The sequence below is a fragment of the Bacillus sp. 2175 genome (assembly GCF_057812155.1).
The window spans coordinates 1,479,895-1,492,767 of the sequence record NZ_CM173819.1; the positions used below are offsets into that span (position 1 = coordinate 1,479,895).

The following is a 12,873-nucleotide window of genomic DNA, read 5'->3' on the forward strand; positions in this document are numbered from 1 at the left end:
TGGAATTTTACAGTATTTAATTTCTTACCTAAGTGCTTTGCACTTACTGAATTTTGAGACGGGGGTCTTATTGGCCGAAAATATCGGGATAAATAAAAATACAACATTTTTTATATTTTTCATTGCGAAAAACGTAATCTACTTTTACAATAGAAAGGGTTGTGAATATATTATACTGGAAAAATAAATCGAAATAATATGAAAATTTTGTTTTGTCTTCGCTAATTGTATATTACATACATGTAAGACGACATACGTCATGTTATCGACTTGTAAGGAGAGAAAAAAATGAAAAGTGTAAGATTACCATCGATGCTAGAAATCATAGTTCTTTTATTACTATTTCTTGCTGTTGTCTTTTCCTTCCAAACGATTTTTGATCTCCCAATTCAATTAGCGCTATTTATTTCATGGTTTTTAGTAATTGCGCTTGGATTAAGATTAGGATTTCGTTATCAAGAATTGCAAGATGCAATTACGAAAGGGATTTCTAACGGATTAGAAGCGATACTGATTTTAGTTGCAGTAGGTGCTTTAATTGGAACATGGATTGCTGGTGGGGTAGTACCAACATTAATCTATTATGGATTAGAATTTATTCACCCTAGCATATTCCTATTAGCAACATTAATTATTTGTTCTATAACTTCTATCGCAACAGGAACGTCTTGGGGAACAGTGGGAACAGCAGGTATTGCTATGATGGCGATTGGTGAAGGACTTGGTTTACCACTTCCGCTTGTTGCTGGTGCAGTTCTTTCAGGAGCTTATTTCGGCGACAAATTATCACCACTTTCTGATAGCACAGTTCTTGCAGCTTCTATGGCGAAAGTAGATGTTATTGCTCACGTTCGAGCTATGCTCGTATTAGATGTTCCAGCTTATATTATTACTAGTATTATGTTTACTGTAGCTGGTTGGATGTATGGCGGCGATAATGTAGATTTGAATCGAGTAGAATTTTTAAAAGAAGCTTTATTAAAGCAATTTGATATTAAAATATGGATGCTTGTTCCGGCGGTCATTGTTATCGTTCTATTAGCGATGAAGAAACCGTCTATGCCAACAATTGCAATGGGAGCTTTAATTGGTGCAATTTGGGCAACCCTTTTCCAAGGGATGAACTTTGGAGAGGCGATTGGAACAGCTTATAACGGATTCTCAATTCAATCTGGTGTTGAGTTTGTTGACAAGTTATTAAACCGTGGTGGAATTAACGGCATGCTTGGCTCAGTAGCCGTTATTATTTTCGGTTTAGGATTTGGTGGATTACTTGAAAAACTAGGTGTTTTAAAAGTAATCGTATCAAAATTTGAGAAGAAATTAAATTCTGCAGGTAATGTAACATTGTCTACATTAATCGTGGCATTCTTAGCTAATATATTTGGTTGTGCGATGTATGTATCACTAATTTTAACACCAAAAATTATGGAAGATAGCTATGATAAATTAAAAATAGACCGTCGTGTATTAGCGCGTAACTCAGAAGTAGGTGGAACGTTAACTTCAGGTATGGTTCCATGGTCTGATAATGGTATTTTTATGGCTGGTATTTTAGGTGTAGCAACGTTCTCATACGTTCCGTTTATGTGGTTAAGCTTCGTATCGTTAATTTTAGCAGTTATTTACGGATATACAGGCAAATTCATCTGGTATGTAGATGATGCAGATAAAGGAAAGCAAGCATCATAAAATAAAAATCACCTTCTACAATATGTAGAAGGTGATTTTTTTATTTTTTAATAGCATTTGCTGAAGTTATTTCATTCTCATATTTAGCAATTTTTTGTTGTATCTTTTTTAAGTTTTTTTCAGTGTCTTGAATGAGCTGTAAGACATTGGTCTCCTGTTGTTTCATTAATTCTAACCTTTGAAGGATGGTAGATTCTCCTTCCATAGACCAGTCGATAAATTGTTTTATTTTTTGAATTGGCATACCAGTGTTTTTTAAACACAAAATCATCTCTAAATATTTCAGTGCTTCTTCATCAAAAACTCGATCTCCTTTTTCGTTTCTTTGCAGAAAAGGAAACAGTCCTTGTTTATCGTAATAACGTATTTGAGAAATAGTTAAGTGTTGCATTTTGGCGACTTGCCCAATTGTATAATACATATCATTCATCCTTTTATTACCAAGGTATAATGCCATCTTTGTTAAGTATTTTACCATTATAGTTTGTTTCACTTAATGCATATTTAATAATAATTTTAGCACTTTCAGTGGTTGTATGGCCACCGGGGGAATTTCCATTAAGATCCGTAGTTGTAAAACCAGGAGTTACCCCAAATACTTCTGGACCGTTAGTGGCAAATTCTTTACTAAAAGCTAATGTTAAAGCATTAATAGCTGTTTTTGAAGAATTATATCCTAGTGTATTAATTGGATGTGTTTCACCATTAGCAAACATTGTTAGTGAGGCCATGTCAGTTGTTACATTTATTATTTTACTGTTGCTTGAATTCTTTAATAATGGCAAAAAGGCTTGCATCATTTGGAAAGTTCCAAAAAAATTAACTTCAAATCCTTGGCGTAAAGTTTCAATATTTAATTCACTAGGTAGCATATTGAAGTCTAGCGCTATGCCTGCATTATTAATTAATAAATGTAAGTGATCAGTCGTTTCGTAAATTTTCTTTGTTGCTTCTTGAATGGATTGTGAATTTGAAATATCTACTTGAATATAGGAAACGTTTGAAACATTTAAAGATTCTACGGCTTGTTGTCCAAGTTGTTCATTACGAGCACCTAAAAATACGTGATAATCTTTTTCTGCTAATTGACGAACAAGTTCATATCCAATTCCTTTATTCGCACCTGTTATAAAAGCATATTTTTTCATATTGAATTCCTCCAGTAATGTTATAGTAGGTTACAATGGAAAGGATACAGCCTAAACTTAAGTTTAGGTCAAGAGGAATTTTTTTAAATAAATATAGAATATCTATATATAAGAGTGAGAATTCTTATCATTTAAGAGAAAGTCTGTTATTATAAGAGATGTAGGTATTATATTTTCAAGGGGATGAAAACATGGAGTACAGAATTGAAAGAGATACATTAGGAGAAATAAAAGTTCCAGCTGATAAATTATGGGCAGCACAAACACAACGTAGTAAAGAAAACTTTCCAATTGGAACAGAGCAAATGCCGCTTGAAATTGTAAAAGCATTTGCAATTTTAAAGAAGAGTGCAGCGCTTAGCAATCAAAAATTAGGAAAGCTATCAGAAGAAAAAGCAGAAGCAATTGTAGAAGCTGCGGATGAAGTGATTGCAGGGAAATGGAATGAACATTTTCCGCTTGTCGTATGGCAAACAGGTAGTGGTACACAGTCAAACATGAATGTGAATGAAGTAATTGCAAATCGTGGGAATCAAATTTTGAAAGAGAAGGGATCTGACGTACATATTCATCCGAATGATGATGTGAACATGTCACAAAGTTCAAATGATACATTTCCAACGGCGCTTCATGTAGCTTGTGTAATCGCAGTAGAAAATCACGTATTACCAGCAATTACGAAATTAAAAGAAACTTTAGCAGAAAAAGTAACTGCATTTGAACATATTATAAAAATTGGTCGTACACATTTACAAGATGCAACGCCGTTAACTTTAGGGCAAGAAATTAGCGGATGGCACCGTATGCTTGAAAAAACAGAGCGTATGATTGCAGAGAGCAATACATATATGAAAGAGTTAGCAATTGGTGGAACTGCGGTTGGAACAGGTATTAATGCTCATCCTAAATTTGGTGAGATGGTATCAGAGGAAATTAGTCAATTTACAGGTAAACAATTTGTTTCTGCACCAAATAAGTTCCATGCATTAACGAGCCATGATGAAGTTGTATATACTCACGGTGCATTAAAAGCATTAGCTGCGGATCTAATGAAGATCGCTAACGATGTACGTTGGCTTGCAAGTGGTCCACGTAGTGGTCTTGGAGAAATTATTATTCCAGCAAATGAACCGGGAAGCTCTATTATGCCAGGTAAAGTAAATCCAACGCAAAGTGAAGCGTTAACGATGGTTGTAGCGCAAGTAATGGGGAATGATGCAACAATCGGATTTGCTGCGAGCCAAGGTAACTTTGAGTTAAATGTATTTAAACCTGTTATTGCTTATAACTTCTTACAATCAGCTCACTTATTAGCGGATGCAATTGTTTCGTTTAATGACAATTGTGCAGTTGGTATTGAAGCAGATGAAGAAGTAATTAATGAAAATGTGAATCGCTCACTAATGCTTGTAACAGCGCTAAACCCACATATCGGATATGAAAATGCAGCGAAAATTGCGAAGCATGCTCATAAAGAAGGATTAACTTTAAAAGAAGCAGCATTGCAATCTGGGCTACTAACAGAAGAGCAATTTGATGAAATTGTAGATCCAAAGAAAATGATTGCTCCAAAAGAGTAATAGAAAAAGCCAGGGTTCTTAGTATAGAATCTTGGCTTTTTTGATGTTCATTTTTATGTTTCATCTACTTGCAATACTACAAGCTTCAAAATATATTATTTGTTAGCAGGCGTATTCATTACTTTCATCTGTGGGCAGTTCTCTTTTAAGAGTGAAATGAATTTTTCTTCTTCTAGTGGTATGAAAGTGGTCACTGAGTCAAATAAATTGTAATGGATTTCTAATTGTTGTCTAGTCCATTTTTTTGAATGAAGTTTTTTACCAGAGTATTTAACGTGACGAATATCTTCAAATGGAATTTCAGTATGAAAAATGAAACCGTGTTTTACAACAAGAGATGATTCCGTTACGTTGTAGTGAGAGAAATAGAATGAAGAAAGATTCACGATATTTAGCAGCATCATGAGAGTGAAAAAAATAGAATTTTCATTTTGGAAGAATAACGAAACGAAAAAAATAATTATAAATAATGTAATGAAAATGACGTGGAATGGATTTTTTTTCGCTTTAAATTTCAAGTTAGTCACCTCGGTATACTTGTTCTTTAACTAAATTAAATCATAACATTGTGATAAAACGTGTGAATATGCAGAATTGCATATTCACACGTTTTATTATTCATGTAAAATTTCTTGATGGGATAAATTCAAAAGAAGTTTTGTAATAGTGGAGTGGCATAAAGTGACTTACAAGAATAGAAAGATAGCGTTAGTCATAATTAGTTGTATGATGATTATGAGTAGTTGTGCTAATAAATTTGTTGACGATAGAAATCGAAAGCATACATTTGTACAAGCAAGTAAGGTTTTAGTAGAGACTGTAAATAGAATATATAAAAAGTAAAGGATGTTTTCTTATACGAAAGCATCTTTTTTGTAGTTAAAATTGAATACTGAAGTTTTGTAATGAGTGAATACCAGTTCCATATTCACTAATCGCATATGCGTTCTGTGCCATTTACTTAACGGTAAACCAAGGGTCTTGAAGAATATTCATGTTCTATTTTACATCCTATAAAATGAATTTGTATAAACATATTCGCTTTTCGTTGTATTAAATCCTTTCGATAGATGTTTTTATAAAAGTTTATAAAATGGGCAAACGAAACGTTGAAATGTTTGTTTGTGTTGTGATAAGATGATGAAGTAATAATAAACGATATAGCGATTTGTTTGGTTTTTAAACAAACATTTTGAAGGAGTGTTTAGTATGAGCGATATTTCAGAGAAGTTTTGGGATGCGTCAATAGAGGAATTAAAGAAAGGGTATGTGTTTAATGAAGAAAAAGAGGGGTACATTTGCTTAGCTTGTGGTGAAACATTTATTAAAGGTGTTATTTATCAAGATAATCAAGTTTTGTATGAAGCAGAGAAGTTCGTCCAATTGCATATTCAAAATGAGCATACGTCTATGTTTGATTATTTGCTAAATATGGATAAGAAATTTACTGGATTAACGGATTTACAAAAGAAAATGGTTCAGTTTTTCTATATGGGACTGAATGATAAAGAAATTGTAAAAGAGTTGGATGGCGGAAGTACATCAACAATTCGTAATCATCGATTTACACTGCGAGAGAAAATGAAGCAAGCAAAAGTATTTTTAGCGCTAATGGAATTATCAGAAGAAAAATCAAAAGTACAAACCAAATTTGTACCAATTCATAGAACAGCAACGATGGTGGATGATCGATACAATATTACGGAAGAAGAAAATGATGAAGTATTAAAAGCTCATTTTACAGAAGGGTTAGATGGACCTCTCTCTAAATTTCCGAAGAAACAAAAGCGTAAATTAATTATATTGCGTCATTTAGTGAAGAAGTTTGATAGTAATAAAAAGTATACTGAAAAAGAAGTAAATACAGTGATAGAAAATGTATACCCTGATTTCGTAACGTTAAGAAGATATTTAATCGAATATGGATTTTTAGATCGAACAGCCGATGGAAGTCAATATTGGGTGAAGTTATAATCATATGAAAAGAAAATGAATAGAAGCACAGTATTATAACAACTATACAAAGAGATAGATATTGAAAATAGATTTTTAAGAAAAGGAGAAATGAAATTTGAAACCACCTGCAGATAACAATAAAGAAGGTGCGGAGTCACATAAGTTGGAAAGTGAGAGTAAACCAATTTGGAAATCGATGTCGATGTTTTTAGTACCGTTATTATTAAGTAATGTACTACAATCAGTTGGACAATTATTTGGTATGGTAGTAGTAGGAAGATGGCTTGGAGTTAATGATTTAGCGGCCATATCAGCATTCTTCCCATTATTTTTCTTGCTCGTTTCATTTGTAATTGGTATCGGTTCAGGGAGCTCTATTTTAATTGGTCAGGCGTTTGGTGCTAAAAACGAAGATCGTTTAAAAGCTATCGTTGGTACGACGCTGACATTTACCTTTATTATTGGAGTTGTGTTGGCGATAATAGGAAGTATTTTTGCGATGGATATTATGCGCCTAATGGGAACGCCAGAAAATATTATTGAAATAAGTGTACATTATGCACGGATTTTATTTATATCGATGCCAGTATTATTTTTATATTTCGCATATACAACATTTATGAGAGGTACAGGAGATTCTAAAACGCCATTTTACTTTTTAATTGTAAGTACAGCACTAAATATGATTTTATTACCAGTTCTTATTTTTGGATGGTTAGGAGCTCCGAAATTAGATGTGTATGGAGCAGCCTATGCATCTGTTATATCTACAGTTATTACGTTTATTGTCTTGCTTGTGTATTTAAAGAAGAAAAATCACCCATTACAACTAGATGGCACGGTTAGAAAATACCTTCGAATGGATGGGGAGTTATTAAAGCTATTGCTAAGGCTCGGTATACCGGCAAGTATAAATATGATATTAGTTTCATTATCTGAGATTGCCGTAATCGCATTTGTAAATCGTTACGGTTCGGATGCAACAGCTGCTTACGGCGTTGTGAATCAAGTTGCAAGTTATGTACAAATGCCAGCAGTTAGCCTTGGTATTACAGTTTCTATTTTTGCAGCACAATCAATTGGGGCGAATCAATTTGATCGATTGCAGAAAGTTGTGAAGGCCGGAATTATTATGAACTACGTCATCGGTGGTGTGTTAATATCTCTTATTTATTTATTCTCAAGAGACATTTTATCACTATTTTTAACGAGTCAAACTACAATTGAAATTGCTCATAGCTTAGTTATGATTACGTTATGGAGTTATTTAATTTTCGGTCATGCACAAATTATTAGTGCGACAATGCGAGCGAGCGGTACAGTACTTTGGCCAACTGTTATTGGAGTTGTTTCAATTTGGCTTGTAGAAGTACCCGTAGCATATTATCTTTCTTACCATACAAGTCTTGGAATAGAAGGCATTTGGATCGGGTATCCAGCAGCATTTATTGTCAGCTTACTATTGCAGTATGCATATTATAAGCTTTCATGGCAAAAGAAACGAATTACACGATTAGTTAGTTAAATAGAAAAATGTCCCTAAGTTATTAGACTTAGGGACATTTTTTCGTAAGTGCAGGTTTACAAATAGCTTTTTAAAGTTATATCAAAATGTTGTCTAATGAGTGTTTTATCACTCATATAAAACTCCCACGCTTTTTCCGGTTCACCGATAATCTCAAAGGATTCCTCTGTAATATATAAAGCGCAATTATCCTCCAGTGCAATTCCTTCTATATTCCCTTGATGATTTTGTAAAAAGGAATGGAAGGCGTTCATTCTGTTTAATTGATTATAATGTGGACAAAATCTTTTATTAACAATACCCCATCCGTTACTCTCTATGTAACCAGAACCTTCATAATCTGATCGGATACTAGACGTGAACCAACACATAGCACCAGCGCTATAACCAGCAATAAGTGTTCCTTGTTGCAGAGCCAATAATAATTTTTCATCAAGTCTATGTTCTTTCCATTGCGTAAGCATGTGAATATAGTTTCCGCCACCTAGATAAATTAAATCGGCTGAATGAATCATCTCCTCTATTTCATACTTAGAAGGTGAATCTGTTGTAATGCGTAAAATTTGTACTTCACAATGTAATTGTTTTTCAAACGTGTCTAAAAATAATTTTATATAGCTTTCATCATCATGACTAGCCGTTGGAATAAACAATACTTTTGGATACTGTTTATTTGTTAATTCTATAAGGCGTTCATTAATAGGCAAGTGATTTGAATCTTGTAAATCACCGCCACCAATGACAGCTAATTTCATAGTAAAGCACCACCTAATCATTTTTGTTATATAAAAATTCGATAGAAGAGAGTTACATTCCTTCCGTAATGTAATCAATAATTAGAAAATGTAGCTTAAGTATATCGGAATAGTAAAGAAACTACCGACTATATATACCAATACATTAGAAACCATTCATTGATATATAATATTTCATACTAATGTTTCAAAAAATGGAAAAAATATGTTTAAATAGATGTAATGAAGCATTCATTCATATTGAATTTATACTTATATTTTAAAAGGGTATCGGAAATAATAGCGATTTTCTAAAACAGTTTTTACTTTTAATAGGAAGTTGTATTACAATATGGTAAAATTATTTCAATATATTTGTTTAATATGAAATACAAAGAAGGAGCGTGAAAAAAGTGGATTTTCGATTTGAATTTACAACGAAGCTGAAAGAATACTTAGACGATGAGAAGGATGAAAAAATAATAAAAGATGGACATAGAGATGTAATTTTTCACTATTTATATGCGTTAGAGACTGAAATTGGCGTTGTTAAAAATCCTAATTTTACTTTTTTTGCATCAGGAAGACGTTCACATATAGTGTTAGAAAACGTTGAATTTAAAACAGAAGTAAATGTAAAAAGTAATATAATTGAAATTACAAAAATAGTGGATAATGTAGTTATTCCGTTAGATACTATCGTAGCGAAAGATCGGGAATTATTTGCACTTGGACGTAATGAAAAGTTTAGTGTACAAATATTAGAGCAGTATCTCTTTGATACATTTGGAGATAAGTTAGGCTTATAATGAATAGAATGATGTACGTATTTATAGGTAGTGAATTTTAGTTTGTATTACTTGCGTTTGACCTCTCATTTAATTTGTACTACAATTCGTAGTGTGAAAGGAGTCATACGATGTTTACGCAAAACTATAGGTTAAATGAGCAAGGATTAAATCATTTCTTTGGACCGCTTGAAGCGAAGATTATGGAGATTATTTGGTCTACTGAAGGTATTACTATTAAAGAAGTCCAGCAGAAATTAAGTGAAGAATCGCCTGTGAATTTTAATACTGTTATGACAGTTATGAACAGGTTAGTAGAGAAATTACACTTAGAAAAACAGACTGTGAAAAGAAGTGGCATATATCGTGCTATACAAACGAAAGAAGAATTCTTATCCAATCAAACGAAGAAAATGACACAGGAATTAGTGGGGGAATTTGGAGATTTAGTTATAACACATATGATAGATGAGTTAGAGCAGGCTGATCCGAATTTAATAAAAAAATTAGAAGACAAATTGAATCAGTTAAAAAAAGAGGATCGATGAAATGAAATGGCAAATGCGTAAAATCGTATTGTTAGCGCTCATTGTTAGTACCCTCTTTTTCAGCTTGTTATTGTATTATGTTACATATCCATTTCTCTTTCAAAATAAGGCATTCTTCCTTTCAAAGTTTTGCTTGTTTCAGTTAGAAAAACATATGAAAGAACTATCAATGGTTCGTATTATAATAGCGGGGTTATTATTAATTACTGTATTGATTGTGTGTAAAAGAATTTGGCGGCAATTTTTCTATAGTAAAAAAGTACAAAAAGTACTTATCCCATTTATTAGAAAAGGGAAACAAATATATATACTGCCGACTGCGGAAGTTGCAGCGTTTACAATTGGATTATTCCGTCCGAAAGTTGTCATGTCGGAAGGTTTGCTTCAGACGTTTTCAGATGAAGAGATTGATGCGATTATTTTCCATGAAGAATATCATCAAAATAATTGGGATCCGCTAAAATTATTTTGTTTTACGTTATTAGCAGAAGGAATGATGTACATCCCGATATTAAAAGAATTGTTACAACGATATCATACGTATCAAGAGTTAGCAGCAGATAAATATGCGATGCAAAAAATGGAATCTTCATTTGAGTTAGGTAGCGCGTTATTAAAATTAATTAAAATAAAGACAATGGAAAATCGATGTGTTACAGCTTCATTTGCAAAAACAGCAATAAATTTACGAATCGAGCAAGTGTTAAATGAAAAGGTTGCTAAGCTTACTATTCCGTTACATACGAACTCGGTATATGTAACAGTAGGGTTATTCTGGGTGTCGATTGTACTTATTGTCGGAGAGTGCATATAGCCTCTTTTTTTTAGGGTAAACACTACTCTATGTAGTGTGGATAGAGTGTTGTCATTTATATCATTATACTTTTTATCGCTATATATATCTTATTTATCATATATTACAGGTATTTTATTGTATACAAATCAAATGACGAAAATTACAGCATTCTTTATTCGTCTATTCGGTGGATTTACAGGTTTTTAAAAATGAGGAGGAAGAAAAGTGAAGAAACTAATTGCTATTATACTAGTAGGTGCTCTCGCTTGGGCGGGGGTTAACTTTTATAATTCAAAGAAAGAAGAAAAGGAAAGAAAAGCAAAGCAAGCAGAGTTACAAGAGAAAGAAGTATTACCACAAGTAGGTTTTAAAGCACCTGGCATCACATTAAAAGGATTAGACGGAAAGTTGCAGTCGTTAAATGATGCCAAGGGAAAACCATATATTATTAATTTTTGGGCATCATGGTGTGGGCCGTGTGAAATGGAGGCACCTGACTTAGTTCATATGTATGATAAATATAAAAAGGATGTTGAAATTTTTGCGGTGAATGCAACTGTTAGTGACCCAGTACAAGAAGCAAGCGCATTTGCTAATCGCTATGGATTTGAGTTTCCGGTTCTACTAGATATGGACGGAGTAGCTGGACTAGATTATAAAGTATTCTCTTTACCGACGACATTTTTTGTTAATAAGGATGGAATTATAGTAGATCATGTACGAGGTGTATTACCACCAGATCAATTAGAAAAGAAATTTAAGAAATTGATTGAGAGCTAAAAGGGGATTTCGTGATGATGGAGTGGATCGTGAGATTACAACCCGTATCTCTTATAATTGGAAGTCTATTTGGATTTATGTTGATGAAACGAAAGATGAGGCATCAAAATGCATCATATGAAAAAATGATGGATGCCGTAACAAATGCGTTTATTATCATCGTATTTGTATGGAAGTTTGCACCAGCAATTTTAAATCCTGTATGGGCTTTTAAATCGCCATTGCAAGCATTATTAGCTATAGGAAGTATGCAACATATTGTAGTAGGATGCGTAATTGCTAGTGTATACATTGTTTGGAAAAGTAAAAAGGAACAATTTTCGCTTCGTATTTTACTTGATGCATTGCCTTTTGGTCTGTGTGTAAGTATTATCTTTTATTTTCTATTACATCATGAAGTAGGTGTACAAACGACACTACCATGGGGAATGAATATATACGAATCTAAATTTTTGTATCATCCTATTTTTGTATATGAGATTATCCTCAACCTTTGTATAATGGGCTTGTTATGGATGAAAAATGAAAGGATCGGAAATGGAAAGAATATAAGTATTTTTCTAATTGTTGAGGGGTTTGCTCAAATCATTATTTCGCTTGTTAGTGAACAAAATTCGGTACAGTTTGGTCTATCAGCACAGCAAATAATGAGCTTTTGTATTATTAGTTTAGGGATTTTGTTGGTGCCGAAAAAATAAAAAATAGCCATTAACGGATATTCCCCGTACATGGCTATTTTTTATTACATATATTAAAAAATCGGCGGAGTAACAGAAAATAAGACTATCGCATTTTTCTCAAAATGATTCACCCATTTATGCTTTAAATAAGCAGGTATCTTTACACTGTCGCCAGTTTCTAATACGTATTCTTCCTCGTTTAAATATAATGTGATTTTCCCATCTAAGACAAATGCTAATTCTTCTCCTTTATGTTCTAGCACATTTTCTGATGAAGCTGTATTAGGCGGGACGGTCATAATTGCTGTTGCTAAATTTCCAGTGAAATCAGGTGAAAGCATTTCATATGATAAATTATCGATAATCATTTTCTTTCGTTTATGGGAACGTACAATTAAATCGTCTGTATTTGTATCTTCAAGTAAAAAGCTAAATGTTGGCACATCAAGAGCTTTAGCAAGCACTTTTAATGTTTGAATAGAAGGGTTAGCGGACCCACGCTCAATTTGACTTAACATAGATGGTGTAATATCGGCCATCTTTGCTAGTTCTTTACTAGTTAAACCTTTTTCTTTTCTTTGTTTTTCAATTTTTTTACCAATATCTATATTTTCCATAATGAAAATCTCCTTAAGGGTTATTAAAT

The 12,873-nt window shown here is 32.9% G+C and carries 16 protein-coding genes; 11 read left to right on the forward strand and 5 right to left on the reverse strand.

The window, feature by feature from the left end; translation table 11 throughout:
• Positions 1–288 precede the first annotated feature (288 nt).
• Complete coding sequence (nhaC, locus tag ACXKY9_RS08045; protein WP_000843992.1) at positions 289–1,692, forward strand: Na+/H+ antiporter NhaC; 1,404 nt, start codon at positions 289–291, stop codon at positions 1,690–1,692.
• Between the two features lie 40 nt (positions 1,693–1,732).
• Here the strand turns inward: nhaC and ACXKY9_RS08050 are convergent, their stop codons facing one another.
• Both ACXKY9_RS08050 and ACXKY9_RS08055 read right to left on the reverse strand, forming a co-directional pair.
• Positions 1,733–2,113, reverse strand: coding sequence for a MerR family transcriptional regulator (locus ACXKY9_RS08050; protein ID WP_000291861.1), 381 nt, complete (start codon positions 2,111–2,113; stop codon positions 1,733–1,735).
• Between the two features lie 16 nt (positions 2,114–2,129).
• A complete protein-coding gene (locus ACXKY9_RS08055) occupies positions 2,130–2,840 on the reverse strand; it encodes an SDR family NAD(P)-dependent oxidoreductase (RefSeq protein ID WP_000759549.1) in 711 nt (236 codons plus the stop codon).
• Between the two features lie 191 nt (positions 2,841–3,031).
• On the opposite strand from ACXKY9_RS08055, the gene fumC reads away from it, so the two are divergent.
• Complete coding sequence (gene fumC, locus ACXKY9_RS08060) at positions 3,032–4,420, forward strand: class II fumarate hydratase (protein WP_000456608.1); 1,389 nt, start codon at positions 3,032–3,034, stop codon at positions 4,418–4,420.
• Positions 4,421–4,515: 95 nt separating this feature from the next.
• Here fumC and ACXKY9_RS08065 read toward each other — a convergent pair whose 3' ends face one another.
• The gene (locus ACXKY9_RS08065; protein WP_000669070.1) at positions 4,516–4,938 is read right to left on the reverse strand and encodes a PH domain-containing protein; all 423 of its coding nucleotides are present in this window, start codon (positions 4,936–4,938) and stop codon (positions 4,516–4,518) included.
• Between the two features lie 163 nt (positions 4,939–5,101).
• On the opposite strand from ACXKY9_RS08065, the gene ACXKY9_RS08070 reads away from it, so the two are divergent.
• From ACXKY9_RS08070 to ACXKY9_RS08080, 3 genes are all read left to right on the forward strand, one after another.
• Complete coding sequence (locus ACXKY9_RS08070; protein WP_000221430.1) at positions 5,102–5,263, forward strand: hypothetical protein; 162 nt, start codon at positions 5,102–5,104, stop codon at positions 5,261–5,263.
• Between the two features lie 366 nt (positions 5,264–5,629).
• A complete protein-coding gene (locus tag ACXKY9_RS08075; protein WP_001280282.1) occupies positions 5,630–6,394 on the forward strand; it encodes a DUF2087 domain-containing protein in 765 nt (254 codons plus the stop codon).
• Positions 6,395–6,491: 97 nt separating this feature from the next.
• The gene (locus ACXKY9_RS08080) at positions 6,492–7,901 is read left to right on the forward strand and encodes an MATE family efflux transporter (protein WP_000804125.1); all 1,410 of its coding nucleotides are present in this window, start codon (positions 6,492–6,494) and stop codon (positions 7,899–7,901) included.
• 56 nt (positions 7,902–7,957) lie between these two features.
• On the opposite strand, the gene ACXKY9_RS08085 is transcribed toward ACXKY9_RS08080, so the two are convergent.
• A complete protein-coding gene (locus tag ACXKY9_RS08085; RefSeq protein WP_000762121.1) occupies positions 7,958–8,656 on the reverse strand; it encodes a peptidase E in 699 nt (232 codons plus the stop codon).
• A 392-nt stretch (positions 8,657–9,048) separates the two neighbouring features.
• On the opposite strand from ACXKY9_RS08085, the gene ACXKY9_RS08090 reads away from it, so the two are divergent.
• The 6 genes from ACXKY9_RS08090 (at position 9,049) to ACXKY9_RS08115 (ending at position 12,245) form a co-directional block, all read left to right on the forward strand.
• Positions 9,049–9,444 carry a DUF3942 family protein gene (locus ACXKY9_RS08090; RefSeq protein ID WP_000347526.1) on the forward strand — a complete coding sequence of 132 codons (396 nt, stop codon included), beginning with the start codon at positions 9,049–9,051 and terminating at the stop codon, positions 9,442–9,444.
• 110 nt (positions 9,445–9,554) lie between these two features.
• The gene (locus tag ACXKY9_RS08095) at positions 9,555–9,971 is read left to right on the forward strand and encodes a BlaI/MecI/CopY family transcriptional regulator (RefSeq protein WP_000495075.1); all 417 of its coding nucleotides are present in this window, start codon (positions 9,555–9,557) and stop codon (positions 9,969–9,971) included.
• Position 9,972: 1 nt separating this feature from the next.
• Positions 9,973–10,785 (forward strand): M56 family metallopeptidase, encoded by an 813-nt coding sequence (locus ACXKY9_RS08100; protein ID WP_000871929.1) that lies wholly within the window; start codon positions 9,973–9,975, stop codon positions 10,783–10,785.
• 36 nt (positions 10,786–10,821) lie between these two features.
• Positions 10,822–10,974, forward strand: coding sequence for a hypothetical protein (locus ACXKY9_RS08105; protein ID WP_002004832.1), 153 nt, complete (start codon positions 10,822–10,824; stop codon positions 10,972–10,974).
• Between the two features lie 18 nt (positions 10,975–10,992).
• Positions 10,993–11,547 carry a TlpA family protein disulfide reductase gene (locus ACXKY9_RS08110; RefSeq protein WP_000733174.1) on the forward strand — a complete coding sequence of 185 codons (555 nt, stop codon included), beginning with the start codon at positions 10,993–10,995 and terminating at the stop codon, positions 11,545–11,547.
• Between the two features lie 17 nt (positions 11,548–11,564).
• The gene (locus tag ACXKY9_RS08115) at positions 11,565–12,245 is read left to right on the forward strand and encodes a prolipoprotein diacylglyceryl transferase family protein (protein ID WP_021728690.1); all 681 of its coding nucleotides are present in this window, start codon (positions 11,565–11,567) and stop codon (positions 12,243–12,245) included.
• 53 nt (positions 12,246–12,298) lie between these two features.
• On the opposite strand, the gene ACXKY9_RS08120 is transcribed toward ACXKY9_RS08115, so the two are convergent.
• Positions 12,299–12,844 (reverse strand): helix-turn-helix domain-containing protein, encoded by a 546-nt coding sequence (locus ACXKY9_RS08120; RefSeq protein WP_000427637.1) that lies wholly within the window; start codon positions 12,842–12,844, stop codon positions 12,299–12,301.
• Positions 12,845–12,873: the final 29 nt, after the last annotated feature.